The 26,898-nt window shown below is 38.4% G+C and carries 34 protein-coding genes and 1 tRNA gene; 11 read left to right on the top strand and 24 right to left on the bottom strand.

Annotated features, from left to right (window positions below; translation table 11 throughout):
* Positions 1 to 46 precede the first annotated feature (46 nt).
* From ALW18_16220 to ALW18_16240, 5 genes are all read left to right on the top strand, one after another.
* Positions 47 to 763, top strand: coding sequence for a GlcNAc-PI de-N-acetylase (locus ALW18_16220; protein AOE53914.1), 717 nt, complete (start codon positions 47 to 49; stop codon positions 761 to 763).
* 75 nt (positions 764 to 838) lie between these two features.
* Positions 839 to 914 (top strand) — tRNA-His (locus ALW18_16225).
* Positions 915 to 1,130: 216 nt separating this feature from the next.
* Complete coding sequence (locus ALW18_16230; GenBank protein ID AOE54454.1) at positions 1,131 to 2,189, top strand: hypothetical protein; 1,059 nt, start codon at positions 1,131 to 1,133, stop codon at positions 2,187 to 2,189.
* Between the two features lie 174 nt (positions 2,190 to 2,363).
* Positions 2,364 to 2,828, top strand: a complete 465-nt coding sequence (locus ALW18_16235) for a hypothetical protein (protein ID AOE53915.1) — start codon at positions 2,364 to 2,366, stop codon at positions 2,826 to 2,828.
* Positions 2,828 to 3,280, top strand: a complete 453-nt coding sequence (locus ALW18_16240; protein AOE53916.1) for a hypothetical protein — start codon at positions 2,828 to 2,830, stop codon at positions 3,278 to 3,280. Before ALW18_16235 ends, ALW18_16240 begins: the two co-directional genes overlap by 1 nt.
* 216 nt (positions 3,281 to 3,496) lie before the next feature.
* Here ALW18_16240 and ALW18_16245 read toward each other — a convergent pair whose 3' ends face one another.
* The 22 genes from ALW18_16245 to ALW18_16350 all read right to left on the bottom strand — a co-directional run bounded on the left by ALW18_16245 (position 3,497) and on the right by ALW18_16350 (position 20,655).
* Entirely contained in the window at positions 3,497 to 3,754 is a 258-nt protein-coding gene (locus ALW18_16245) for a hypothetical protein (GenBank protein AOE53917.1), read from the bottom strand.
* Between the two features lie 2 nt (positions 3,755 to 3,756).
* On the bottom strand, positions 3,757 to 4,113 hold the full coding sequence (locus ALW18_16250; protein AOE53918.1) for a hypothetical protein: 357 nt from the start codon (positions 4,111 to 4,113) through the stop codon (positions 3,757 to 3,759).
* Positions 4,110 to 6,731 carry a hypothetical protein gene (locus ALW18_16255; GenBank protein AOE53919.1) on the bottom strand — a complete coding sequence of 874 codons (2,622 nt, stop codon included), beginning with the start codon at positions 6,729 to 6,731 and terminating at the stop codon, positions 4,110 to 4,112. Before ALW18_16255 ends, ALW18_16250 begins: the two co-directional genes overlap by 4 nt.
* A gap of 1 nt (position 6,732) precedes the next feature.
* On the bottom strand, positions 6,733 to 7,209 hold the full coding sequence (locus tag ALW18_16260) for a hypothetical protein (protein AOE53920.1): 477 nt from the start codon (positions 7,207 to 7,209) through the stop codon (positions 6,733 to 6,735).
* 3 nt (positions 7,210 to 7,212) lie between these two features.
* Positions 7,213 to 7,797 (bottom strand): hypothetical protein, encoded by a 585-nt coding sequence (locus tag ALW18_16265; protein AOE53921.1) that lies wholly within the window; start codon positions 7,795 to 7,797, stop codon positions 7,213 to 7,215.
* 1 nt (position 7,798) lies between these two features.
* Positions 7,799 to 8,449 (bottom strand): hypothetical protein, encoded by a 651-nt coding sequence (locus tag ALW18_16270; GenBank protein ID AOE53922.1) that lies wholly within the window; start codon positions 8,447 to 8,449, stop codon positions 7,799 to 7,801.
* Positions 8,422 to 9,000, bottom strand: coding sequence for a hypothetical protein (locus ALW18_16275; GenBank protein AOE53923.1), 579 nt, complete (start codon positions 8,998 to 9,000; stop codon positions 8,422 to 8,424). Before ALW18_16275 ends, ALW18_16270 begins: the two co-directional genes overlap by 28 nt.
* 5 nt (positions 9,001 to 9,005) lie before the next feature.
* Positions 9,006 to 9,353, bottom strand: coding sequence for a hypothetical protein (locus ALW18_16280; protein AOE53924.1), 348 nt, complete (start codon positions 9,351 to 9,353; stop codon positions 9,006 to 9,008).
* Positions 9,353 to 10,204, bottom strand: coding sequence for a hypothetical protein (locus ALW18_16285; GenBank protein ID AOE53925.1), 852 nt, complete (start codon positions 10,202 to 10,204; stop codon positions 9,353 to 9,355). The genes ALW18_16280 and ALW18_16285 overlap by 1 nt, the downstream gene beginning before the upstream one ends.
* Positions 10,197 to 13,178 (bottom strand): hypothetical protein, encoded by a 2,982-nt coding sequence (locus ALW18_16290; GenBank protein AOE53926.1) that lies wholly within the window; start codon positions 13,176 to 13,178, stop codon positions 10,197 to 10,199. The genes ALW18_16285 and ALW18_16290 overlap by 8 nt, the downstream gene beginning before the upstream one ends.
* Positions 13,179 to 13,251: 73 nt before the next feature.
* On the bottom strand, positions 13,252 to 13,716 hold the full coding sequence (locus tag ALW18_16295) for a hypothetical protein (GenBank protein AOE53927.1): 465 nt from the start codon (positions 13,714 to 13,716) through the stop codon (positions 13,252 to 13,254).
* Entirely contained in the window at positions 13,716 to 14,144 is a 429-nt protein-coding gene (locus ALW18_16300; GenBank protein ID AOE53928.1) for a hypothetical protein, read from the bottom strand. The genes ALW18_16295 and ALW18_16300 overlap by 1 nt, the downstream gene beginning before the upstream one ends.
* A gap of 11 nt (positions 14,145 to 14,155) precedes the next feature.
* Entirely contained in the window at positions 14,156 to 14,593 is a 438-nt protein-coding gene (locus ALW18_16305; protein AOE53929.1) for a hypothetical protein, read from the bottom strand.
* 11 nt (positions 14,594 to 14,604) lie between these two features.
* Positions 14,605 to 15,111, bottom strand: a complete 507-nt coding sequence (locus ALW18_16310; GenBank protein AOE53930.1) for a hypothetical protein — start codon at positions 15,109 to 15,111, stop codon at positions 14,605 to 14,607.
* A gap of 4 nt (positions 15,112 to 15,115) precedes the next feature.
* Positions 15,116 to 15,307, bottom strand: coding sequence for a hypothetical protein (locus tag ALW18_16315; protein AOE53931.1), 192 nt, complete (start codon positions 15,305 to 15,307; stop codon positions 15,116 to 15,118).
* Positions 15,307 to 16,107 (bottom strand): hypothetical protein, encoded by an 801-nt coding sequence (locus ALW18_16320; GenBank protein ID AOE53932.1) that lies wholly within the window; start codon positions 16,105 to 16,107, stop codon positions 15,307 to 15,309. Before ALW18_16320 ends, ALW18_16315 begins: the two co-directional genes overlap by 1 nt.
* A 4-nt stretch (positions 16,108 to 16,111) precedes the next feature.
* Positions 16,112 to 16,399, bottom strand: coding sequence for a hypothetical protein (locus ALW18_16325; GenBank protein ID AOE53933.1), 288 nt, complete (start codon positions 16,397 to 16,399; stop codon positions 16,112 to 16,114).
* A gap of 1 nt (position 16,400) precedes the next feature.
* Complete coding sequence (locus ALW18_16330) at positions 16,401 to 16,769, bottom strand: hypothetical protein (protein AOE53934.1); 369 nt, start codon at positions 16,767 to 16,769, stop codon at positions 16,401 to 16,403.
* Between the two features lie 86 nt (positions 16,770 to 16,855).
* Entirely contained in the window at positions 16,856 to 17,422 is a 567-nt protein-coding gene (locus ALW18_16335; GenBank protein ID AOE53935.1) for a hypothetical protein, read from the bottom strand.
* Between the two features lie 72 nt (positions 17,423 to 17,494).
* A complete protein-coding gene (locus ALW18_16340) occupies positions 17,495 to 18,052 on the bottom strand; it encodes a hypothetical protein (GenBank protein ID AOE53936.1) in 558 nt (185 codons plus the stop codon).
* A gap of 22 nt (positions 18,053 to 18,074) precedes the next feature.
* Positions 18,075 to 19,184, bottom strand: coding sequence for a hypothetical protein (locus ALW18_16345; protein AOE53937.1), 1,110 nt, complete (start codon positions 19,182 to 19,184; stop codon positions 18,075 to 18,077).
* 1 nt (position 19,185) lies between these two features.
* On the bottom strand, positions 19,186 to 20,655 hold the full coding sequence (locus ALW18_16350; GenBank protein AOE53938.1) for a hypothetical protein: 1,470 nt from the start codon (positions 20,653 to 20,655) through the stop codon (positions 19,186 to 19,188).
* A gap of 330 nt (positions 20,656 to 20,985) precedes the next feature.
* Here ALW18_16350 and ALW18_16355 point away from each other — a divergent pair, with 330 nt between their 5' ends.
* The 3 genes from ALW18_16355 to ALW18_16365 all read left to right on the top strand — a co-directional run bounded on the left by ALW18_16355 (position 20,986) and on the right by ALW18_16365 (position 23,445).
* Positions 20,986 to 21,432 carry a hypothetical protein gene (locus tag ALW18_16355; GenBank protein ID AOE53939.1) on the top strand — a complete coding sequence of 149 codons (447 nt, stop codon included), beginning with the start codon at positions 20,986 to 20,988 and terminating at the stop codon, positions 21,430 to 21,432.
* An 11-nt stretch (positions 21,433 to 21,443) separates the two neighbouring features.
* Positions 21,444 to 22,709, top strand: coding sequence for a hypothetical protein (locus ALW18_16360; GenBank protein AOE54455.1), 1,266 nt, complete (start codon positions 21,444 to 21,446; stop codon positions 22,707 to 22,709).
* Positions 22,710 to 22,779: 70 nt separating this feature from the next.
* Positions 22,780 to 23,445 carry a hypothetical protein gene (locus tag ALW18_16365; GenBank protein AOE53940.1) on the top strand — a complete coding sequence of 222 codons (666 nt, stop codon included), beginning with the start codon at positions 22,780 to 22,782 and terminating at the stop codon, positions 23,443 to 23,445.
* Here ALW18_16365 and ALW18_16370 read toward each other — a convergent pair.
* Both ALW18_16370 and ALW18_16375 read right to left on the bottom strand, forming a co-directional pair.
* Entirely contained in the window at positions 23,442 to 23,861 is a 420-nt protein-coding gene (locus ALW18_16370; GenBank protein ID AOE53941.1) for a hypothetical protein, read from the bottom strand. The two genes, ALW18_16365 and ALW18_16370, sit on opposite strands and share 4 nt — an antisense overlap.
* A 4-nt stretch (positions 23,862 to 23,865) precedes the next feature.
* The gene (locus ALW18_16375) at positions 23,866 to 24,750 is read right to left on the bottom strand and encodes a hypothetical protein (GenBank protein AOE53942.1); all 885 of its coding nucleotides are present in this window, start codon (positions 24,748 to 24,750) and stop codon (positions 23,866 to 23,868) included.
* Positions 24,751 to 24,923: 173 nt separating this feature from the next.
* Between ALW18_16375 and ALW18_16380 the strand changes: the two genes are divergently transcribed.
* From ALW18_16380 to ALW18_16390, 3 genes are all read left to right on the top strand, one after another.
* On the top strand, positions 24,924 to 25,157 hold the full coding sequence (locus ALW18_16380) for a hypothetical protein (GenBank protein AOE53943.1): 234 nt from the start codon (positions 24,924 to 24,926) through the stop codon (positions 25,155 to 25,157).
* Positions 25,158 to 25,412: 255 nt separating this feature from the next.
* A complete protein-coding gene (locus ALW18_16385) occupies positions 25,413 to 25,670 on the top strand; it encodes a hypothetical protein (GenBank protein AOE53944.1) in 258 nt (85 codons plus the stop codon).
* A 148-nt stretch (positions 25,671 to 25,818) separates the two neighbouring features.
* Positions 25,819 to 26,643 carry a hypothetical protein gene (locus tag ALW18_16390; protein ID AOE53945.1) on the top strand — a complete coding sequence of 275 codons (825 nt, stop codon included), beginning with the start codon at positions 25,819 to 25,821 and terminating at the stop codon, positions 26,641 to 26,643.
* Positions 26,644 to 26,898: the final 255 nt, after the last annotated feature.

Here is a 26,898-nt window from a genome sequence, read left to right on the forward strand (position 1 = left end):
ATACATTCTTCGTAACTTTGCTGCTTTGAAACCTGAAACAAAATAAATGAAATTAGATATACTAGTATTTGGTGCACATCCAGACGATATAGAGTTAAGTTGTGGTGCCACTGTTGCAAAAGAAATATCCCTGGGGAAAAAGATTGGGATAGTAGATTTAACACGTGGCGAGCTTGGAACTCGTGGTTCGGCAGAGCTGAGAGATGAGGAAGCGGCAAACGCTGCTAAAATTTTAGGTGTCGATATTCGGGAAAACCTTCGTTTTCGCGATGGATTTTTTTTAAATGACGAAACACATCAATTAGAGGTTATAAAGATGATACGTAAATACTGTCCGGATGTTGTTATTTGTAACGCGGTTGATGATCGTCATATCGATCACGGTAAAGGAAGTAAACTGGTATCAGATTCATGTTTTCTTTCCGGGCTAATGAAAATAGAAACGGAAATTGATGGAGTGTCGCAGGAGGCATGGAGGCCAAAGATTGTATATCATTATATACAGTGGAAAAATCTTGTTCCCGATTTCGTTGTCGATGTTACCGGATTTATGGATAAAAAAGTAGACTCGCTTATGGCGTATAAGTCGCAATTTTACGATCCAAATAGTACCGAACCGCTAACGCCAATTGCAACAAAAAACTTTAAAGAAAGCATTCTTTACCGTGCAGCCGACCTTGGCAGATTAATTAATACAGAATATGCCGAAGGTTTCACTGTTGAAAGGTATTTGGCAGTGAACAGTTTAGGAGATTTGATCTAAAAAAGTTTAAAAAAGTTACAAATTTATTTGTTCAAAACGAGCAACTGTACTATATTTGCACTCGCAAAACAGATGGTGATTGTAGCTCAGTTGGTTAGAGCGTCGGATTGTGGTTCCGAAGGTCGGGGGTTCGAGACCCCTCATTCACCCAAAGACGGAAACGTCGGTTATAAGCGGCTTAGAGAGATTTAAGCCGCTTTTTTTTATGCCTAGTTTACTCCGTTTAGTCAAAGATGTATACGAAAATGCATACGATTTGAAATCATATAAGAAGTTGTACAGTGGCCCTACTATTCAGGACTACAATGGGGATTTATCCCAACGCTGGTATGTTTATTATTCGTTCAGAAATCCCGATACAGGGAAGCTGGAACGCCAAACTCCTATTGATACCGGCATTAATCAGCATAAAAACGTTACAGACCGAAGGGCAGCAGCTGAAGTATTACGAAAAACTGTTAAGGGTATACTTGATGCTGGGTTTAATCCATTCTTAGAGAATGATTCGATAGACGATGAAGAGAACCTGGAAAAAATGAATGCCGGGGATGCTTTAGATTATGCGTTAACCATTGGAAAGAATTTATGGGCTGAAACATCCTACCCCGATCTTAAGAGCCGGGTAACCCAGTTTAAAATTTGGCTGAATGACAATGGTTATAAAAATCGTTACATAACAGCTGTTACAAAAAAGACAGTACAGCGATATCTGAACACCATATTAGCTAGATCCAGTGCTTCAAACAGGAATAATACAAAGAATACCCTTTCATCCGCATTTACGATCTTAGTTGACAATTATATTATTCCCTCAAATTTTATAAAGGAAATTAAACAACTAAATTCAAATCCTACCCGACATAGATCGTATTCGCAAAGCCTTGAAACGGAACTCTACAACTATATGTTGCATAATGATCGCCTATTGCTACTTTATATTAAATTTGTATGTTATAATTTTATGAGGCCTGTAGAGGTGAACAGGCTTCGCGTAAAGGATTTAGACATTAGGGATAAAACATTGATCTTTCAAGCAAAGAATAAGCCGTTACAGACTAAGTACATGCCTGCTATACTTTACAAGGAACTCTACGAGCTACCATTAGGTGAGCCTGAAGATTTTATATTTACACCTACCGGGATCGGGAAATGGGATGCAAACGAAAGATCACGAAGGGAACATTTTAGTAAGCGGTTCAAGCTGGTCAAAGATGTTTTCGGCCTCGGTGAAGACTATGGGATTTACAGCTTTAGGCACACCTTCATAACAAAGCTGTATAATGCATTGATTACTAAACGCACTCCTGATGATGCCATGAATCACATGCTAACAATAACCGGGCATGCTACTCAGTCAGCATTAAAAAAATATCTTCGAACAACAGACACCTTTAAACCTGAAGACTGGTCTGAATATTTGGAATAACATAGAGTTATGTACACATTATACTGTGTATAAACAACGTTGAATTGCATTTTGTCGTATTTTTGTGCAGTTAAACGGATTTAAGCAACATTTGGCAACTAGTTTAACATAATAAATATAATTTCATACGTAGAACATCGTTCTACTATCTATAAAAAAACAGCGGGGTAAAGCATGGAATGTAATATAACACATAACAAGATGAACAAATTGTCTACAGAGATGGGGAATTTCTCAAAACGTTATAAGCAGCCTAATCGAACTGATGTGAAGTTTGACGTTGATGATTTTTTAGATAAAATCGGTGAAACAAAAATAGCAATAAACACCGTAACATCTGAGCTAGTGTCATTATATGATGACTTGGAAGATTTAACTCATGGGCATCATTCAGCAGAAGAAATTGAAATGTTCAGAGATGTTATTTCTGACTGCAAAGATTATTTTCGTGAGGCTACAGATTTTTACAATAAAATTTCTAAATTTCGTGACGCTAAAATGTTTCTGGAAGAGATAGATGCATTCTTCGAAGCATTTGAGGATTTTCAAGAATTAGTTGAAGATGTCGATTCTACGTTTAATAGGTTAGTACTTAACGAAGATTTTGTAAAAATCACTAAACATCTCGAAGAATTGTAATGAACGTATATTGTCTCCCAGAATTTAAAACGGAATATGATAAACTTATGAAAAACAATTCTTATAAGTTTGTTGAGAAAGAAATTTCAAAAAACTATTTTGGTGTTTCTTTTGAGGAGGCTTTAAACGGCCGAGTTTTAAATAATTCGGATAAAGCACCATTTGTTAAAAAACGTTTAAAAGGAAGTGGTGGAGCTAGATTATATTTGTTGGCGATTGTAAAGGACGAGAATATTTTTTTAGCATTTGTACATCCGAAGTCTGGCTCACTCGGTTATGAAAATATTAGTGATGACAAAAAAGCCCAGATACAAAAAGATACTTATGAGAGCATACTATTGGATGAATATTATCAAGTGACATTACCAGCAAATAAATTGTTATTTGAGCATATTAAAGATGTAAAGGCTAAGATCTTGGTTAGTCAAAATGTTCAGCCTGCTACTGAATAAAAAAAACCGTTGGAAATCCAACGGTTTTTTTTTTACTTTCTAGTAGGTTTCGCTTTTACAACTCTTCCGCCGGTTACGTATTTGTAACCTTTCTTTAGCTGACCATTGCTTTTAACGCCCTCGCGTTTTATCACTTTGCTGCATAGTTTTTTAGCGGTTGTCGCTTTCTTTCTTTTGGCCGGAGCCTTCTTTTTTGTAGTTGCCATAACTTATTGATTAAAGATTATATTGTATTTTTAATTGTTGTATCCTAGCTAAATTATTAGCCATCTTCGTTGTGTAGAGTAAAGCCATCGGCACTCTTGCGATGTAACCGCCCCCGAAGAAGTAGCCAATTTTACCCCAAGTATTCTTTTGCTGCCTATTGGCCAAATAAAGTCCCGCGATAGATCCTACTATGCCTACTGCATTAGTTTTAACCAACATAGCGGCGTTCTCAGCTTCTAATTTCAAAATTTCGTCCTGTGGTGTCATAATTAGCTTTCTTTATCCCACGCAAAACCGTTGATGGTTATACGTGCATTACTGGTCATCATCATGTATTCTATAATCTCAGCAGGAAGTACTACTATTTCCTTTTGTCCATCCCTTACATATGCTTCATAGGAATCATATATAATTCGAGTGGGATATTTTACAGCTATCTTCTTTAATAGATAAAGATTTTCACTGTCGGGCGATTTCACAACTTTATCTATTAGGGACAAGGCAATTTCCATTGATTTTCTTGTCTTTATCATCGTCAATTCTGACTCGGTTAGCTTTAAAAGATTGTAGTAGTGATTACCTACGAGGTAAGTGCCTAAACCAATCATAATTTTACCTATTATCATACTACAGTAAATTTTAGTTTAGTTACACTTGATGCTATTGTTAACTCCGGTTCTGCATCAACTTCCGATTCTTCCGGATTATAGACTTCACCATTGGCGATATTGAAAAATATTGTTTCCAATGGCACTATGGTATACCTGTTTTTATCGAAATAGGCGTAGTTATCTGAAAATCTCGCTTCCTTAACCATCTTTATAATAATATCACCGTCAAATACAACCTCTGCGCCTCCTTTAGTACGCCCGGTTGTAGTTTGCTGGAAAATGATTACGAATACTTTTCCGTTAAACCTTTTACGGAGATCTTCATCAAGCCTTATTAAGCCAACCATGCGTTGCAGCTTTTGCCAGCTATCTATAAATATTACATCATAGTCAGCTATAAGATCGTACAATTGTTGGGTGTTATCGACCTCTGCAACTGTATCAATATTTTGTTGGGCTACGTGGGAAAGATATTTATTCACCTTGTCCATGGCCAGCGAACTTGCCGGATGCTCTTCAGCTGAGATAAACAAGCATCTATTGCCAGGCGTTGCGAATGCATGCATGAACTTGTACAACGTAGTAGTTTTTCCTGCCCCTTGTTGACCGTCCATAGTGATAACAACACTGTGCACTGGTTTACGTTCTACCCTTTGCAAAAACTTTCCTACCTCACCATCAACTGTGTAAAATTCACCCGTTTCTTGGTTTCCATTATAATTGATCGCCTGCACAAGTGGATTCTTTGGAGTGCGAGGCGTTGTTATGATGGAATCAACTGGCAATTCGTTTTCAACCTCATTTTTATTTTCTTCTATATAATTACTCGTATCAGGGTAGATCACTGGATCTTTTATTGCATTTTCTATGACAATAGGAACTTGTATAACAGCTGCATTCAAGCCCTCAGAGGTGTTATTAGTTCTTTGGCCGTTTAAATTGTCAAATAAGGCATACGACGTTTTTTGGTTTCTTAGACTTTCAAGTCTACCCCTGATAGCCAAAATTAGTTTAATACCTTTATCATATAGTGTAATGGTATCGTCACGTTCGTAGTACCATAACAATTCTTCCGGGATAACATTCAAAATGCTTTTCTGAAATGGCGAGGTACTTAACTGTATTTCTTCTGCGGTGAGATCTTCAATGCCTTTCAAAACGGTGAATAGCACATTGGCTTGCAGAGGTTTCACAGGATAATTACCCGTAGAAAGTACATTCGCGATTGCAGTTGCAACACTAATGCTTTTTGGTTTTTTTGAATACGAAACAGGGTGCAACGTTTGTTGTGTTTTGTTGCCGGGCTTTGATATCCTTTTTACAGTTTTCTTTTTTACCTTTTTCTTTTCAGGGCTAATCAAAGCTTTGATTTCTCCAAAATATGCTGGATCTCCCTTTTCGTCATACTGGAGTATAAAATCTGCTGCTTTCTGTGCTTGGGTAGCAGCACGCATCAAAAATCTGTTATCATCCTTCAGATGCGTAAGGGCGGCATTCCAGCCTTTTAAATAGGCAGCACTGTTTTTACTTGTATGAAATATTATGCCTGCTTCTGCACTTAGAAATGTTGCTGAAAACTCAGCGATCAATTCTTCAAATGCATACTCTTTACTGCCAAACCTATTTCTTAAATTTCTACTCAGCCTGGAATGATGACCGGTACTGTGCGCCAGTTCATGAAAAAATGTAGTATAGTATTCCTGTGCAGTATTAAAATCTGTCAGGTATGGCATCTTAAGAATATCTGAACCTGAATTATAAGAGGCACTATCACCACCGAATACATGCTTTGGTGATGGGTCGGGATAAATTTTTATAATTGCCTCGCAAACTGGCATTCTATGCTCATCATCGGCTGGACGCGGGTTATCAATTAAACCGTGCTTAAAATTAGCAAGGTCAAAATCAATCCCCTCAATATCTACACCATTAAAAACTTTATAATACTTCAGGATCGGTAATGCATGCTTTTCGATATTGTCTATTGGTAGGCCGAAAGAGGATAACATCCCCTTAAATTTATCCTTATCGTAGGTCGAAATATCAATCTTTTTCTTTGCGTCATGATAGATGTAAAGTTTTGTAAAATATACAACCTCAGTTCCTTTGCTTCCTTTTTTTAATTTTCCTTTCAGGTCGTTTATTTGTTTAAAAGTTAGAAAGAAGGGATTTTCAAGCGGCTTAAAACCCGTTAACAATATTCGGTTAATACCTCTGTACATTTTTTTAGTGACGAAATTAAACGGCATTGTATACCCTTTACCGTAATATTTCGACTCCCAAGGTTTTGACCAATCTTTCGCATTCGCCTCTTTGATAAGCTTTATCATCTTATCAGTCATCATCTGATAGATCTCATTAGGGCTAACAGCTTTCCCAAGGCCAACAATCTTATCGTCTAAATCATTCTCACAGTCTAAACAATGCAAAAAGCTTTCGGGAACTACCTCGATAGCAGGGCGGGTTATTTCAATGCGGAAGCATTTTTCCTTTGGATGTGCGTCAAGAATAGCCCCTAATCTTTTCGCGATTGAAGTTTGCTCATGCTCTAATGCATCAGAGATCAAAATTTTTACCTCTTTCCGTTTAAGGATTTGGTGATGCAAACGGTTAAATTTTCCAATTATCTCCATGTTAGCCCTCAATTAAATATTCAACCCCTAGAACTTCTACTGCTGCTTGTATGGTTAATCCTGTCATTAGGGATGCTACTGTAAAATCGCTAATAGTAGCCAGGTTATCCAGCACGTTCTGAATTGAGATTTTAAAAGGCAGGTTTTCAAGCTTTACTGTGGATTCGGCAGGGATATCAATTTCCTGTAAATTCACTTCCGCCAATCCAATAAACTTCCCATTACGGTATGCAGATACCCTTTTGATCTTTACAAGAGAGCCACCCGTTACAGAGAAATTCTGATTCGTAGGGTTTTGGATCATGAAGTCAAGACTAAAAGAGATCTCAGTAAGAGAGATCTTGAATTTACTAATGTTACTAGGCCATATTTTCATTTTGTCGAAAACGGCTTTCAAAACAATTACCTTATTAGCTGTAAAAGCTAGTATTCCGGCTATCGCTAGTCCTCCTACGATTAATAGTGTACTTCCTTTCATAACTTATATTTTTGCTACATCAGTGGCTTTAACCCAAACTTTTACAGTAAGGCCTAACCAATTTTTAGTATTTACTACGTAATAATTTTTGCTCGTTGAAATTGAAATTATGGTGCCAATTTCGACACCATAATTAAAAGTGCTGTAGACTTTGCCGGTATCATACATTCCACCATCTGCCTTTGTTTCCACTTCATTTACCTTAACACCGGATTTAATGTTGGCCATAACCCGTGTATTAAGCGGTAGGGCGTTAGCATTTACATTCGCCGTAGTGGGGTAGGTATTTAGGGTAATCTGTTTTACAGCTTTTCTAGCGACTAATGCAGCTTCGGTATTTACACCAAAGTCTCCATCTACGGTAACAGACAATAGCTTTTGAAGTTCCCGTACTTCATTGCCTTTACTGCCCTTTTTCAAAACGAGGTTTTTATTAAGGACAATGGTCGCAGGTGTAGGATTGGTAACGACAGGCAAGGTTGAAGGAATATCCGCGACGAACTCTGTATCACTTTCTTTTTTCTTTAGCAATAGTACCGCAGCTGAAGCAGCTGCAATTCCACCAAGTATGATATATTCCTTTTTCATGCTAGAAAGTTTTTAGAGTGATCTGTTTTACTCCTTTAGCCTTAACCAAAGCGTTTTCTGTTAGCTGGCCGAAATCTCCATCAGCTGTAACTTTTAGGCGTATTTGTAATTCCTGCACTTCAGGACTGTTATACAGGCCTTTTTTAAGCAACAGGTTTTGGTTCAGGGAAATTACCGGAATCATTGTTGTTGGATCTAAAAGTATTCCATTCTTATCATAGATCTCAAAATGAATATGGTTTACCATACTTGCGCCATGTTTAGCACTTATATTTTGAGCTGTCCCAATTTGCTGACCGGCTTTTACTTCTGTGCCAATAGTTACTGAAGCTGAGAGATAGAACATTTTAACCTTGTAGGAAGCATTAACGATTTCAATACCCGTATACCTTTTGTCGTCAGCATACGGAAAAGGATATCGTGTAATTTTTCCTGTAATGGGTGATAATATAGCTTCACCCGGTAAGGCCTTGTAGTCAATCCCGCTATGGGATCTAGTGCCTCGTGATGCACCAAAGTTGCCGCAGCCTAATGGATCACAGCCACGAACTATCGCGCTTTTTGTTGGAGCTGCTAACACTGTATTTGTTTTCATAAGAAGATAGATTAAAGCCGCGCCGGCAATTACGATTGCAATTTTGTTTTTGTCCATAATCTTATTTTATATAATGCGTAAGCAATAAATAGTAGCAGACTAGCCCAAGAGAAGTAAGCCGGATATTCATAGTACCAGGGCGTGTATTTAACAACTACAGGAATTTCTTTAGTGAACAACTTATCTTTATAAACGATACTGTCTTTTGTTGATTTGCTTAGCGTATTCACTGTTTCAGCTAGATTTGCATACATGGTCAACTGCTTTTTATATTTATCGTATAAGATGCCGTAACTGTTATCTCCTGATGTTTTGGCGTGATTTAGTTGCTGAAGCACGCGGCTCAGTTCCAGCTCGCACAGACTATCACAAACAGCAAGGCCGGTACGGATATCACCAATAACTATTTTTAAGCTATCGTTCACAGCTTTGTTCCTGTCTATTTCCGTTTTATCGGTATGGTTAACAGTAGTGTTGTTTGTTTCCTGGCTACTTTCTTTCGCTGGCGGCAAAGGCGGTTTTGCGCAGCCTATAACTAATGCTAATAGAGATAACAGGCACATTGCCACAAGGGTTAAAGCCCTCCAATTTTCTTTTGATAATTTCATGGTTGTTATTTTAAGTATTGGTTAAATTTTTCTTTCACACCGTCAAAAAGGGAATTTATAAGATCCTCCATTTTTGAATAGAAGGTTGAACTCATTGATCCGGCGGTACTGCAAAGGGCATAGGTAAATAACTTATTGAAATGCAGGAACTGATCAACTGTAGCATAAACTATCATCGCTATAAAAAAGGACATAAAAGCCTCTACAAGAAAGCGGGTAAGTGTTATCTTTACGCCATGTTCCTTCTGCCTGAACATTTTAAATATTGAGCCGCCTAAAACAAATCCGGAAAATGATAGAAGTTCAACTACTGGCTTAGGCAGGCTATTAATAATTTCAAGGGGATTTTTCATTATACGGGGGGAGTTATTAATGTGAATACTGGTTGACCGTCATTTGAAGGCGTTAAAATGTATTGGTTTCCGTTAGGGCTTGGGATTATAATTCCGGGCGCATATATGTAACCTGATTTTGTAACACCCGCCTTAGGCACGTTATCATCGCCTCTAAACTGAACGATATCTTTTGTTGCGCCAATTGAGTGTATTACGTGTCCAACTGCACCCGCAGTTGTCTTCTCGTACAGCGTTGGATTGTTATCATTCCAATACCATGTTCTTGCCGTTTTATCACCCTTAGTACCTACCGATACCGTTGCATCATCATCGCCACCTTTAGTTACTTTACCCTTGTTTAGATTATCAGCATATTGTTTTGAAGCTGCATGATTATCTTTAGAAGGTAGTAACGGAATATAAAAATGCCCACTTTTATCAATCCAAGATTTTATAGATCCTGAACTCAGAAATTCGATTATATTTCCTACGTTTTGCGGATGAATATTTTCTATCTGTAGTGTACCTACATTACCTTCCAAATTATTAGATATCCTTGAAGGCAATACTTGAGTGCCAATTGACAGGGTAAACCGGTCGCCTGTAGTATCATTAACAAGTGCCACTCCTTCTACAATTCCAACTGTCGTGGCAGTAAGCCTCATTTTTCGTGTGTTGGAAATTTCAAAATGCATATTAAAAGCGTCATTCGTGCCTATTGATAATGTAGTACCATCGCTATTCCCACCTTTTAGAACTACGGCATTTTGATTAGCTTTTAGAGACGTCAGCAAGTCCAAAGCTGCTTGTACCAAAGGAGATATGTGGTCTTTAATTTGACCAGATCTAATTTTGTTTGCACTATCCATTGTTCAATATAAATTCATTAAATAATAACTCTGCGTATAGTTCAACCCCAAATGCATTAGTTAGGTGGGTACTATCCGGGCTCCAGACATTTGTTGCATATTTTATAGTAATGTTTCCTGATGTGGGGGCATTCTGTTTAAACAACAATCGCGGTTTTTGATTTCTTTCCTGACCGGCGTAAACTGTCCCTGATGCAGGTTTGTTTAGAGCTGCTCCACCGAATGTCTTACTTAGGCCGAATGCAAATCCGTTCTCAATTATTGCATCTTTACCATATACTGATTGGCCATTCACAATAATATCTGGACTGATAGTAGTTAATCCCGTTGTCCCAAATTCTACTACTTTAAATCCTGTCACTGGATCGGTAGCTAAAGAAGATGCAGGAATTACGACGGACGTTTTCATTTGGCTGTCCTGCCATTTTTGAAAATATTTGCAGTTGACAACTTTAAAATTATGTTCATCTGCCATTTTAGAAAGCAACAGCGGGTAACCCCACAATTCACGGGTTTGAATATTTGGTAACGGGTTAGGTATCACACCTAGCTGCACGTTTGGAAGACTTTCCCTGACCTTTGCAATTAATCCCTGAAGTTTTGCCTTAAAGATTGAAAAATCTCTAATCCTCAATTCATTTCCGATCAAGCTTTGTAGGTTTGGATAAATATGTTCTTCTGGAGAAATGGGCTTACTAAAAGTTATAGTATTACCTGTAACGCCTGCAACCATACGAGTTAAACACTCGGTGTTATTTGCGTAATAATTTCCAATTAAAATGATATCACCAATTGCAATAGGTGATGAAAGTGTTCCGCTAAAAGTTACGCTGGTTTCTGTAATTTCCGTTATAACGCCGTTCCAGCGGCTTACACTATATATATTATCGGTCGATTGAAATGTCACTTCACGAAGCGGTAAAGTTCTAACACTACGGGCTTCAGCTAAGGACAAATTTCTTTGAGAAAATAACTTATGACCATTGACACGTACATCATCGTTAGGTGTGGTTTCATACAGCATAATGTCAGGATTAAATGCAACTACTCTTTGCCAACCACGCATGTATTCATCACTTAACTGTTTATCGAAATCCCAAAGATCCCAACCTCCAATACCTGCATTTTGAAAATGGAAATACCTATTGGTAGCAAAATTAAATATGAAGTAAGGACTTCCTGAAGCTGATCCATAGTTGCCTTTAATACGTAGCCTTATTTTTCTTTCCTTATTTTCGGTAAACCGGTAGGTTTTTACCACTCGTGCATCCGTTTGCCTCAAATCTAATCCTGTACTAATTGCAGCAGGATTTTGGGTGTCATATGTTACGTCACCATCTCCGTACGGACTTTCATTAATGCCAAAGTTATCCTGGCCAATTGTAGTTTTTTCATAGAATAGGCTTTCTCCATAGTTATATGTGCATTCAATAGTTCCACTATTTACAGGTGGCACCGCAAAATATAACCAGTGTGTGACACCTTTTGTGCCATCATTCCGTATACCCAACCGTCTGATCACAGCACATTCTATGCCCGCAGGCAATGTAAAACCAGTTGATTGGTTAAGATTCATTATTACATCCTGAGCAATACCATTAATAGTGACTACATGGTTGTAAGTAAACGCTCTACCAAGATCAAATAATAGGCTTACACCGTTTCCGATAAAGGTTTTAGTCGTATTACCGATTGGTTCGGGGTTATAATTATTGAAAGTATCATGTAGTACATTGTCAACATATACATCAATCTCAGAAGCCGCTGCGTTAGATCGATCAATCCCTTGAACAATACTAACTTCATTACCAGAGATCGTAAATTCTAATTCTGAACCCGCTCCCGATATTTTTTTCGCCTTCCCATCAAAATATTGTCTGTTTTGAACTAAAGTACCTGTGCTTATAAAATCAGCTGTCACTGCACTTGCTAATCGTGTCTGCATTTTTTTTATGACACTACCTACATAGTGGCTTTGTAGATATCCATCACCCCATGTCACAGAGCTTCCAGCAAAACTTATCCTTAAATTATTCGTTGGTAGAAGACTTCCACTTAATTCTTTTGAAACTATTAAAGCCTCGCCCTTAGTGGTCAGTTCAAATTCATCTGTTACTGTTAATGCCTCGTGATAAAAATCATAGTAGACAGTAGTGTTATTTAAAACCTTACTTGCGAGAGCAGTAGATACGTTGCTAAGCGCGTAGGGCGGATAGCCGTTCGCATTAGTAAATATTGAAGGTGCATTTGGAAATTTTCGATACACACCAAACTTACCTAAAGAGAACAATTCTAAATATAATCTGGCATTTTCTGTATTTCCAATTACACCAAAGTCAAACTCCAGTGTATAATTGCCAGTTACCGGCGTTGCAGGAAGATTTGAAGTTGCAGTTGCCATAACGACACCATTTTTGTCAACTTTTTTAATTCTCGCTAGAATTTGAGTTGCTAAAGGCGACTGTACTACATTTATATAAATTCTTAGCTTAATTTTTTTTAATTGTTGATATGCTCCGATTGGAAAACCCATACCGTAGTTTGAACCTGATTCGGGTCCTACAGCGTCAGGAAAAACAGGAACATACGTACTTTCAACTTCTCTCGATGAAAAAATTGCATTTACAAGTTTTGTAGATTTAGCAATTGGTATATTGCTAATTAGATTATCTGTTTCTGATTTTGAATATGATGATTTATCCACAACAGAATTAGTGTATAGAACCCATATTACATCCCCATCTTCTAACAGATCTAATATTATTAACGTCTGGTCAATTATTTTAAACTGAACCGGTGCAGGCAACACACTATTTAATGTTACACCATTTACTGACACCGACAATATGTTTGATGGAAGTGCATCAAGTATAAAATTCTGACTCCCACTATATATAAAAGATTGCCTTAAAACCGTAATTTCATTAGGTTTTCCGACTATCCAGTCAACGCTTGTTCCTATTGATCCGCTCATTTTGTTCTTAACTTATAAATTTTATAACCGGCGTAAATAAGGCCTCCTACGGCCGCAACTGTTACTACACTAACTACAGCACTTTTTTTTTAAGCTGCATGCCTAAAATCGCCATTGCTTCGTTGTAGTCGTTATCATTAATGTAGATGTTGAATGCATTGCCATTCTCAACACGTACCATCGCTTTGCATAGTGCGATAATTGTTTCCTGGCTCAAATCAATTACTGCAAGTGGTGAAAGGCCGATTGCAGCTGCTACCGTCTTAATGTATGACGCAGTATTGTTTTCGCTTGCTGGTGCGTATACTGATATCAGCTTTGTGATGGTATTGTCACCTCTTTTGATATCAGAAATGAGATCGAGCATCATGGCGCGCAATCCGTATCTTAACTCAATAAATTGTTCAAAACGCGTATCCGGATTTTGAGAATGTGGAACTTTACCAAGCCAATCAATTGCTGTCCTGACTAAGTTGCCGGGGTTGTTATTGCGTATGCCTCTCGGTAAAGCGGCATTGTTTAGGTAATTCTTAGCCATTATACTTTTACTGTAATTGGTTTAATTTGCTTCTTAGGCTTTCTCACTGGCTCTGCTTTCGTATTGCCATTTGTACTTACTCCGATTGCTACAGCAACCGCTATTCCAGCTAAAACCCAAGTAAGGGTATTGTCTTTCGGCACAGTTTTTTGGGTCGTATTACCTTCAATAATTAGAATAGGCTGAAGCTTCACCACTGAAGGGAAGCTGCTGGCTTTAAAACTTACCGGGGTGTAGCCGTGTGATTCGACCCTGATAGTGTTGTTTGGATCCAGTGCCAAAAAAGTAAAGCTTCCGGTTTCTTCATCTGTCCATACATTACCGCTTACTGTTTGGCCGGTTCCTGCCGGTATTTCCGATATCTGTGCAATTTGGTAAAGCGGGAGGCCGCTTTCGTCCAAAATCTTTCCTGTTATCTTTAATGGCATGATGTGATGGTTTAAAGTAGTGGTGCGTATTTAAGTGCCAGAATGTTGTATTGTTCGCTTGATAACTCATTTTCAAGCCATACCTGTAAAGGGTAAAGCGTTAACGGCTGCCATGGAATAACCCTTATTTGGTTTCCAAGGGTTTTGTTGTACGACTGTTTGCCAAATGCTTTTACAACTTGTGCAAATTGCGTTGGAGTAACGTACATAAGGGCATTTAAAATTTTGTCTTCATCGGTGCCCAGATCTTTCATAGCGTTGTACAACTTATCTGCGGTAGCGTTCGCATTGAATGTACCGCCTGGCGTTCCGACTGGAGTACTGCCATTGCCTGTAGGATCTTGCGCACTACCTGAATTATCTGTTTTAGGTACAACAAGCTTGAATAATACAATGGCGCCAAGTACACCGACACCAATTTTCACGTAATTTTTCTCTTTATCTGTCATAACTATTGTTGTTAGAATACACCCGGTAGTATTAGTTTTAATTCTAGTAGATCTGTTCCGCTAAACTGATCATTCAGCCATTCAGCCAAATTCATTTCCTTACTGAAGGGAATAACACCGGTTCGGTTTCCAAAGGCGTTATACACCTTCACCCATCCGTTGTAGTTTAACCCCTGTAAATTCATGGCTACGACATCCTTATTTGCGCCAATCCCTTTCATGGCCTCATACATAGCGTTTGCCCTTGCTGATGCTTGTCCGTCAGTAATATTTGCACCCGGATAGCTGGTATTTACACCCATTTTAATAAAACGATCAGTGTATAGTCGGTAAGCAACATAAATACCACCAACAATAATTGTTGTTTTAACAATAAAAGGTATCAGGGAAATACTTGTATCGGCCAGCTTTCGCGTGGTTTCGCTGGTATCTGAAATAACCTTCTGCCCGGCAGGAGATGAAGCAACAGCAAGAACTGCCGGATTGCGAAGGCCTTTTTTGTTAGTGGTAGTTTTCATAGTTTTATGTAAACATGGCCTTTAGAAAAAGCCACTTGTCTTTTAATGATTTCAGTGCTTTAGTGCTTCCGACCAATTGTCCGACCCTTTCGAGATCATCCATAGGAAGGTTTGCACATTGTACTATTATTTTTGCTTTAGCATTAAGTTCTATGCTGTTTGCAGCGGTTATCTCTATAGTTTTGGTTAGTGGCATTATTCAGTTGGTATAAGTTTGTGTTTTATTAAAAGTTCTTCTAAGTCAGTTCCGAACTCTGTTACTGTGTCTATACCTCTCAGTGTTACTAACAGGTAGCCTGTAACAGCATCGGTTGTAAGCCTTACACGTGATATCAGGTTTTGTTTCACTTCACTCGCTTCAGGTTCTGCGGGGCTGGCCAAACCGCCGGCGATTGCCGGTACTGCGCCGCCGCCTTTTAGTGAGCCTACAGCGGTTAAAAGTTCCGGAAGCATGCCAAATACACCGTTCAACATTTCTTTATTTCCTGCGGCCTTAGATTCGGAGAATTTATTCTCTAAAGCCTCTTCCTTCAGGGTGGCTATCTTTTCCTTAAGATTTTCATTCTCTACTTCGAGTTTTTCATTTCTTGAAAGCAGCCTATGGTAATCCATTTGCTGGTAAATAGCCTGGGCATTAAGTCCACCCATTAGCCCCGGCATAATTTCCGGGACAAGGGCGGGGGTTGGTAAAAGGGTAGGGGATGTGGGGGGTAGTGCTTGTGCTTGTGTGGGTTCATTAGGGGCAACAGTAATCTTTTGTACGTCACCTGATTTAAGCCATGATGAACCGTTTTTTAGCAAAGGTTGTATCATAACAGACTGTGTCCTTGAAAACACATCGTTAAAAAAGTCTGCTACAGAACCGTACTCATCAGCCATACTTTGCCCTGTTTTATTAATGCAGATCTTTGACAAAGTTTCTGCATCAATAATCCTTACGGCATAGCGTGGATCTGATTCAAGTTTTTTAATGATATTTTCGAGGTCTTGCTTCATCTCTCTAACAGTTCTTAATTAATTTTCTGTAATCTAAAATTGCTTTTCCGATACCGCCATCGAACTTTACTTCAATTTTAACTTTGCAAGCTGTGCCGTCACCCGGTAAATTAAATGAGCCGAACGGCACGCCAACCTCTGCATTAAATGCAGGTATGGTGCGCGCAACGTCATTTACAATTACTTTCATAGGAGTAGTGCCGTAGTTTGCTAGTGTAAGGCTTGTAATATCTTCAAGATATAATGGCATATCTGAATCTATCTGAATCGAAGTAAAACCAGTTTTAAGCATCTTAGCAATTTTTGGATTGTGTGTAATCATTCTCGTAGACTAGCACTAATTGTGCTTTCATTGCCGAGGTAAAAGGTTGATCGGAGGTAATTGTTACCATATAGGTTTTACCCCCTGTGTCAAATAGTAAGGGTTTTTTGCCTGCCAGATATCCGGCTTCCCTGTCACGATAATTATCTATATGTGTCAATGGGGAGATATCCTGATTGGCATCATCAGTAATTTTTGCAGAGACAAAGCCTGCATTTGTACCGCCAACTTTAAAAATGGCACATCCGATAATTAAACCTGGTGGAGGTGTAAATGTTACCGTTTTGCCATTTGTTCCTGAAGGGATATCTATGTTTACAGAGTATTCTAATTGTTTCATAACGTTTTAAAGATTAATGTTTTTAAAAAAAGCCTCCGGACAAAGCCGGAGGCTCTCAACTAACTAACCAAACTATTAACCTGAACTTATGCTTTGTTTGCAGCAGTGAATTCGATAGCATCGAATTCAATGCGGTATTTCTGATCGGCAGCAGCGTTGCCGGCAGGGATAAGCTGTATGTAGTACTCTACCTCTTCAGGAATCATGAAAGGCACTACTTGCTTAAATTCCTGTTCAACTGAAAGTGAAGATGAATATTTTGCAAATGGCCCAACTGGGTTTTCAATGATATCACCGGCAGCAGATGTGCCTACTTTGAAAGTACCGTTTTTGAATACCGCCGGGGCTTCGCTTTTCCATCCGGCTTCTTTAACTGGAGTAGCGGCAGTTGTATCAAATAAGATCCTAATTGCCGTTACAAGAATTTGGCGGCCTTTGTTCAGTTTGTTAGAACCGTCAAAGTTGGTTACACCATTTTCTTTTTTAGTAGCTTGGTCGATCAGCTCATTATTTTTTGCTGCCAGATCTGTACCAAGGCCTGCGATGTAAAAAACTTTAGTTTTTGCCTTTACACCACCGATTGTTGCAACCCCGTTGCCTGCTTCTACAAGTGGTAGGAATGCTGTTGCTTCCGAAAGTGATAATGATTTCATATTGATATGATTTTCTTATTAAGATTTAAAGTGTCGTAGTGAATTTTTCTTTTTTAGCTTTATTTAGACTTTTTAGGCTGTTAACTGCTGAAGGCTGCCCCAGCCTTGTAGACCAGTTTCCTCTGCAAGTTGTGACCAGCCGTTAAGTTGGCCAGTTGGCGCGTAATAGTCCATGTTGGAAAGGTCATACCTCGGTGCGAAATCAACCGGAGCATTTAGTGAGCCGGGTAATTGGTTGCATGCACAGCCTAAACCAACCGCACGTGCAACGGCTTTTTTCGCAGCACTTGATGCTGTAGCTTCAGATTCTACACCTGAGCGGTTCGCCAATACCTTTATAACCTCCAGTGCCTGGATAACTGCTACACCGGCAGAAGCACCTTTTACAGCGGTTGTTAAAGAATCATTTCCATTGATGAACATAGCACCGGCAACGCCAGCTGCTACAAGCACCCCGCGTTTAACAAGTTGCGTGTTTTCATCCTTTTTAAGGGAAGCGGCATCTGTCGCTGTAGTGGCTTCGTGCATGAAGCCGAATACAGCTTTTGAAAGCATGCTACCGCCTACAAGACCACCAGTCAATGCGATGGTGTCTTTCACTTGTACTTTTGATGGTTTTTTAAATTGCATCTTTTATATTAATTTGAATTGTTTACTTTTTAGTTTTGGAAGTCTTTTTGTCTTTTCCCTTTAAAGCAGCAGCTGCGGCAGCAAGCCCTAATAACCCTAAACCAATGTAAAGCCCGGTGTTACTCTTTTTCTCAGGCTCAGCATTGTTATTAGTGCTTGAATTCCCGCTACCTGTAGGAAGCGTTACAACAGGCGTTTCAACAGGCGTTGGTGTTGTTGCAACAGGCGTTGGAGTGGGCGTTGAAACAGGAGTTGTGGTCTGTGTTGGCACAGTTATTACCGGTGTTTTAACGGGAAGGGTAACAACCGGAGTTGCCGTTTGTACCGGTTTTACCGGATTAGTAGCCGGTGTGGGTGTAGATACCGGAGTACTAACGGGTGTTTTAACCTGCGATCCAATGCTAATTGTACCACCCCTAATTGGATTAAAGGGCTGACTGATAACTAACGATCCCTGAACTGGCCTTAAAATCGTGCTACTTTTGTAATTCTCTCCTTTAACCGTAGTTACAATAGACGAATAGAATAGCGGAGCAAAGTCGTACACATTAAGGTTGAACTCAACCGGTACTATATTCACTGCCATATTAGAATTGGCTACAGCCAATTGAACCGTCCTAATAACTGGATCTAATGACTGATAAACTACAACGCTTCTCTGCTCCCTGGCATTTTGAGAAAGCCCTACAACACCATCAACAAGGTAATGTGCGTTAACCGCGGCAACTTTGTTTAAAACAGCATTAAATGCTATTAACTTTGATGCGTTAGTGGGCAAGGTCATTGCTGAAGCAACCTCCTGTATCAGGCTTTCAACAAATGGAACAAACTCATAGTTTAACCAGTAGTCAAGAATGCTCTCTTCCTGTGCAGTTATTTCTCCGTCGTTCGCTGCGTTTAAGCCTGGCTTCGCATTTTCTAAAGTATTTGCCCAACTGTCAACCAGTTTGTAAATTCTTTCAGCTATATCATCGCCAAAAAGTGGTATAAAAGATCTTACCGCTCTTTCAACTATACCTCCGACAAAACGAATTGCTTTACCGGCCCATTTCTTTAGATTTATACCTAAAAAACCTAAGCCCTGTGGCTGGTAAACGGCTAACTCACTGCTATTTCTTTTAACTATATTCATGTTATTTCGCTTTAGCAGTTGTTTTTTTCTTAGATGTTGCGCTACCCGATGTCATGGCTTTAATTGCGATAACACAGCCTGCACCGATCAGTACAATTCCTGCGGTACTTAAACCTGTATCGTCAACTTTGTTCGTTAAACCTGAACTGTTTTTTGATGGTGTAAATGTTGCTAAATCGCCACTTACAGGGTATTTAATAAGATTACCTGTAGAAATTGGTGCTTTTACGGGATTCGTTGTTGTATTAGTAGGAGCAGGCGCATTAAAACTTGCAAGTGTGGTACCCAATCCGGAAATGAATTTCAGGATATCAAAAGAAGATTGGTTTGTTTTATCCTGTACATACGGAGTAATTTCAAACCTCTTAATATCTTTAGTTGTAGTCTTAAGCTTGATGCTTTGCAGTAATACCACTTCGATTGAGTTCTCGTTAAAATCCTGTTTTTTAAACGTTACTGGTATTTCAAACTCACCTCTTTTAACGCCAGCCTGCTTAGTGAATGTAACATCAAAATAAGTTTGCAGCCATTGAAGGAATGCTTTCATAATGATGTTGTTATACCATTCTCCTAGATCGCCATAGGCTTTGGTGGAATCTTTAGAACATTTTGAATTCCAATTGTGTTTTGACGTAAGTAATGAATGATCTTTAAACTGCTGCGTATTCTTTAGCAGCTTGTTGATCATTTCAAATACAGAAGTATTGTTACGTATACCGTCATTAATCATGTACAGCTGGTCGTCAAACCACGGTGCAACTGTAGCAAGTGTTTTATTAAATGTGGTGGCATCATAGGTGCCGCCGATACAACTCGGTGACCATCCGCCTGAAAACATCCCTTTTATATCTCCTAACGATATACCTAACCCCGTTTGTGCTGGCGTTGCGCCTCTAAGTGCTATGTGTTGTAGACTCATTTTTAAATCGCTTTTTTGGGTGTATAATGGTTCGTTCATGTTGGACACCGTGCCATCTATTGTGAAATGACCTTTTGAAAAACTTCCATTTTTCTGGTCAATTGGTACGACAACATATACATGTGTCCACATTTCAGGTGCAAAGCCGGGCTGACGTATCTGCCGTATGTAATGCGTTAGGCCAAGGTTACAAAGTATACTACTCGCAATGATGCTGTAACTTTTGCAGTCAATCCCATCATACCTAACATTCCATGAGCAGGAAGGGCTACGCAGATATTGTACAGCTGTATCGGCTTTGTACTGGAAATGGTTGTATATAAAGCCGTAAATAGCGGCACACGTTTCCTTTAATGAACTTTTTGAGAATAATGGGGCAATAGCTGCTGTGTCAACAAGGCTAATCTTTACCATTTCAGCCATTTCCTTTACAGAAAGGTCTGTCATGCCAATACCAACGTCCTTTGGGGTACAATTGCTTTTAGGGATAAGCGGATCATATCGCTTACCGGCCTGTACTTTTCTCCAAAGAAGTGCATTTATATCGCTCATTGTTTCTCGATCAGAGTACAAAGATTAAACAGCTGCAACGATGGATTTTAGGATTGATAAGGATTGCAAAGGATAGCGTAACTTCAGTTAAGATTACTAAACATTTGTTAAGATTGAGAAGGTTGTGTAAGGATTGGTGAAGATTACCGAAGATTGGTGAAGTTTGGCAATGTTGCGAAAGGTTTGCCCTACGCAAATACTGTTAACTGAATAAAGGATCTGATACTGCGCTATTAGTTTTTACTAATAAAACAAAGGGTTTTACCTGTTGATAATTTTTTGTGCCGGCATTTCAACAACAGTTGCAATTGTAATTTAATTTTGTTGTTGATGAAAAACCGTACTGAAACTATAGAATTTTATACAGCTGATACTTCAAATCCTGTGCATCTTCCATTTGTTGGAGACATATCACACGGATTTCCGTTGCCTAGTGATGATTATATGGATAAGTTCATCAGTTTAGATGAAGAACTAGTAAAACATAAGGACGCTACCATCTATGGAAAGGTTAAAGGTGATAGTATGAAAGATGCCGGATTAAAAGAAGGTGATATTCTTATAATAGACCGTGCTGTGAAAGTAGAAAATGGACAGATCGGCATTTTCCAGATTGACGGTGAATTTTTATGCAAACGCCTTTACATCTTTGACGATAGGGTAGAATTAAAAGCGGAAAACAAACGTTTTAAAACACTTGTTTATAACAAAGAAAATATGCCAACCGATTTTTTAGCAATCGGACGTGTAATGTACACCATAACAAAACCGGAATGAATTCAAATGAAATGTACGCCCTTGTGGACTGCAATAACTTCTTTGCGTCCTGTGAAATTGCCTACAACCCAAAGTTGTATGGTAAGCCCGTTGGTGTACTTTCCAATAATGATGGTAATATCATAGCTCGAAGTGCAGAACTTAAAGCTTTGGGTGTACCTATGGGTGCGCCACCTTTTCAAATTAAAGATATTTTATCTGCATACCAGGTAGATCTCCTTTCAAGCAATTACGAATTGTATGGCGATATAAGCCAACGTGTGTACAATATGCTTTGTGACTTTTCACCCGAAACTGAACGCTATAGTATCGACGAAGTTTTTCAAAAATATTTTGGATTTAAATACGCCAGCCTTAAAGAAACTGGAAAGGAAATACGGGAAACAGTAAAGCAGTACACAGGTATTCCTGTCTGTGTAGGTTTCGCACCGACTAAAGCACTTGCAAAAATCGCCAACAAAATTGCAAAGAAGTTTCCTGAACTTAACGGTGTGTGCGTTATTGACACTGAAGCAAAAAGGGATTGGGCGTTAAAGTGGACAAAAACAGAAGATATTTGGGGTATTGGCCGCCAGCATACTAAACGACTGGATGCGATGGGTATTCGCAATGCGTTTGACTTCGTAAATAGTGTGCCGCAGGGATGGGTACAGAAGCATATGACGATTGTTGGTATTAGATTGCAGCGAGACCTTTCGGGAGAACAATCACTTTTCTTTGAAGATATCAAACCAAAAAAACATATTATATCGTCTAAGTCATTCGCAAATAATACCAACGATATAAATTATCTAATCGAGCGCGCTTCAACGTATGCGGTGACAGCTGCCGAAAAACTACGTAAAGACAACAGCCATTGCAAAGAGGTTTTTGTCCAGGTGCAAACAAATTATTTCAGAACTGATAGGGAACAGGATTTTAGTAGTGTAGTTATCAAACTGGATTTCGCTACTGATAGCAGTATTCAAATTAGTAAGGCTGCAACTCAGGGTATACGAATGATCCATAAAGAAGGATATCTGTACAAAAAAGTAGTAGTTGGCCTAAGTAAGATCACCCCGGCAGGAAGCCCACAACTTGCATTATTCCGAAACGAAAAGCCGGGTGAAAGCCATTTGATGAAGGTAATGGATTCAATTAATAAACGTCAGGGGAGGCATACAGTGATGTTAGGAAGCCAAGACCCCAAAGAACCTATTAAAATGAAGCGTGGCAACCTATCAAAACGTGCTACAACAAAATTTGATGAGATTATTGAAATAAACTGTACCATGTAACCATTTAACAGTATGTTATACAACGGGTTTACATAAATACTTTAACTTTAAATATCCCAAATTTAAAGTTATGTGCTATAAAATTCAAGAACCTGAATTACCCTTCGCAGAAAAACAGTTTAATGCCCGTTTTGGCAGACCTGAAGCATTTAATCCAAAGAAATACCTATTCGGATTCGATCACCCAGAATGCGCAATTATTCTGGATGAAAACCCGAATGAGATCATTATGGGAACATGGGGTTTAGTACCGGCATGGGGTGCGCGTAAGGATCGGAAAGAATTTTATAAAACTGCCAATACTTTAAATGCGAAAGTTGAAGAAGCTCACCAAAAAGCGTCGTACAAAGATTCAGTAACTAAACACTGCCTCATTTTGGCTGAAAGTTTCATCGAGTATAAACATGTACCGATGATAGGGAAACAGGCAGTTGATAAGGTACCATACCGAATTACTGCGAAGGATGGAAAACCTTTTGCGATTGCAGGCCTTTATAATGTTGTTGGTAATGAGGTTACTTTTACACTGCTAACAACTTCAGCAAATACATTGATGGCAGAAATTCACAATAGTGCAAAGCGGATGCCGGTAGTGTTGCATAGGGATGAAGAACAGCAATGGCTGCGCAACGATATTTTAGAGCCGTACCACAGCCGTACAGAAATAGAACTGGATGCGAAAATATTTCACTTAAATAATGGCCCTGGGCAGATCGATCTTTTTAACGCCGGTTAACCTTTGTATCCTTCCTTTAAATTACCTTCAGCATCATACATATGACCATTGGACTTTACATTTTCAATATATGTCCCAAGTCGTAGTAGTTGGACTGTATACGTTTTTGCTAATAGTTCAATAGCGCCGACCTTAAGAGTTTCAAGATGTTTCCTGGCAAAACTTATATATTCATTTTGGTCTAGTTCCGGTGGAAAATGAACATGAATTATACCATATACATGAAAGCCTTTAGTTTGGTTAAGCTTTTCAATTACTTCATCCCAAGGTGACCTATCATGAATTTGAATCTCATTATCAGGATTAGTTAAAGTAATATTTACAGCAGTAACCAATTTATCAAAGGCTTCATACTGCCCCCAATCATACTTTATTTCCTTCCCTCCGGGAATTTTTATAATAATGTAAGTTGCCATATTGTTATAATTGTTGCGTTAAATCATCACTATCATCAAACTCAATAGATTGAAAGTCACAGTGCAGGTCGATACCTATAACTGTTTTTAGTAGCGGTGCTTCGCCACAGTAATATTTATGAGTGATCTCCGCATTGCAGTGGCTTAGCTGCCCGATAATATAATAATACACTGATTCAAGATCATGCAGGTCAACTGCAAACTCATTAACTAATAATCGTATTTCAAAATACGTAGCATTTTCATTGCTGCCATCCTGATCACTATGATTGTCAATTTCATCTGCGTGTGTGAGCTCGTACGTAACCAACGCTACAGTATCACCGCTTTGCATATGCATAGTGAGTTCTTTGATAATATGATCATCACTTGCATTTTGTTCAACTGCTTCGAGCTGTCCTTCATATTTTAACTGTACCAGGTAACGGCGGTTCCTATCACGATGGGAGAATGTTATAATAGTCTGGGAAATTGTATCAATATCTTCTACTTCTGTGTCTTCCAAAAGTTCTTCCTGCTCACCGGCAATAAGGTGTGCCTGCTCCAGGATCTCATCGCTTAATAATTCTTCATCTATACGCTCCAAAATAAGTTTCTGCTGCATAAGGTCGTCCGTAACTTTTTGCAGTAAAGCTTCAGTATCATTAGCTTCCTCATCCGTAAGTAATAGTTTAACTTCAACTATTGTCCAGGTTCGGGATCCGGTCGGATCATAATAGGAATGTTCTGTGCGTTCAGAAGGAAACAAATGATTAATGCTTAAAAATTCAAAGTCGCCCTGCTGCAGCATTGGTAATAATGTAATAGGCGCTTCAATTACCGCCTGCTCTTCATCTTCAGATAACGATAACAAGCCGTTATACTTAAAAGCAACTATATATTTTTCCATTGTAGTAGTATGTTTATAAAGATACTAAAGTTAGTATGTATAATATTGACAAACTATTGATTTAGAATATCCTTAACTACAATGCAACGTTAAAAAAATTATAAAAATCGCCATATAATTTTAACCCTATTTTTCTACTTTATAACTTTATGAGACCATAAATAAAACATCTTATGTCAGAAAACAGAAAAATTTATCATGTCCTGCCGGCTGAAGATGGCTGGGAAGGAAGACTGGAAGATGCGTTAAGGGCATCTGTTACCGGCAAAAATAAAGAAGAAGTACTTGAGAGAACAGTCGAGTTAGCGCAAAACAGAATGCCAAGCCAGGTGATTATTCATAAGGCGGATGGTACGATACAAACAGAGCATACTTATGGAGACGACCCTTACCCACCAAAAGGATAAAATAAAAAAATCCCGCCACAAAAATGGCGGGATTTTTAATACCAATAAATAAACACAATTTGGTTATCAACCCCAATTCGTTTTCTATTTCGCTAAGATAGACAAGCGCCGGGTTATCGATTTTATATAATTTTACGCAAAAATTACAACACTATCCTACATTAACTTTATTACAACACTTCTTAACGTATCCCTATAAAGTGTTTAACCTGTTGATTTGTAGCTTTGAAAGTATCAATAATAAAAACTATCATTATGGCTTTTAGAGACAACAACCAAACAGAAGGCAAAACTGCCAAAGCAATCGAAAAACAAACATCAAAAATCCCTTCAGACGTTTTCCTATGGAGCGCGTTGGGATCAATGGCTGTATCTGCAGGCCTTAAAATTGCAGGTAGAGATAAGACAGCATTATTTGTTGGCCAGTGGGCAGCTCCGTTCCTGCTACTAGGTTTATACAACAAGATTGTAAAAACTGAGGGACACGATAAAGAATCTAACCCTGAACAATAACATTTTTTTTGTTACTAGGTTTTGTAAACCCTGCCGGAAGGCGGGGTTTTTTATTTGGCAATGAAACTTTTTTAGTAGGATTATTATTAACTTCGTAATAGAAATTTAATATATGAGTATCTACCCAATAAATAAAATTTTTTCAAAAATGTGGTTACCAATACTATTAGCCGCGATGACAGCGGTTGTTACTATATATACAATTATTGAACAGGAGAACGATAAAATAAAAGCTGAAGAAGAAGCTACCCGTGAGAAAGAATCCGCAGATAGGTTTCAAGAAGATTTAAGGAAGGCTAATATTAGTTTGCTGTATGAAACTCAAAAGAATAGTGCAAAAACTGACTCATTAGCTGCAGCAAACCTTGAAAACTTTAAATTGAGCCAACAACTCAACGCTAAATCAGACGACATTATTAAATCGAATGGTGATGTTATAAAAGCTCAAATTGAAATGTTTAAGCACGTAACTGGTGATGGTACTCCTGAGATTAAGTTTGGCGGTTCGAAAACTGATAGCTATATGCTGGACTTAGAAAACATGTCAAATTACCCGATGTATGACATACAGATAGAACAGATTCACTTAAGTGAATTAGCTAAGGTTCCGACAGTAAATATCGATGGAGTGAATTTTATAGATGGTATAGCCCTTGAATCTTTGACAGATCCTTTAAGTAATTTTTTGCCCTTACCTTCAAAAAAAAGTCTCCCTCTTACGTTAAAGCTAAAAAAGAATAAAGACTACGATTTTGTCTTATATAAAATTACAACTCGTCATGGTACATTTATGCAATATTGCGCAATTAGAAACATTCCTGAGTATAATTTAATAGAATACAATTTTATATTATTTAGGTTAGTGGATGGGGAGCATGTCGAGATTAAAAGCAATTTAGACAGTGTACGTAGAAAATTTTTTACTGATAATTGCCCGTTCTATAAAACTTCGATGAAGATATGGCGAACTTAGTAAGGAGTATTCAATTTTACTAAGACAATATTTTACCGAATTCATTTAAAATTCACATGATGTATGGCGGGGTTTTTTAATATAGAAAGCCCCTAAAAAGGGGCTTTCTATACTTAACTTACTACAAATTACTCTTAACTTACTATTACTTGGAAATGGCAGCCACTACAAATTGCGCTATGAGTGACCGCCAAGCTTAAAGTTAGTTTTACCGACGCAAAATTATCTGTACAACCGTTAAAATATATTTATAGA

Source organism: Flavobacterium psychrophilum (assembly GCA_001708385.1).
GTDB lineage: Bacteria > Bacteroidota > Bacteroidia > Flavobacteriales > Flavobacteriaceae > Flavobacterium > Flavobacterium psychrophilum_A.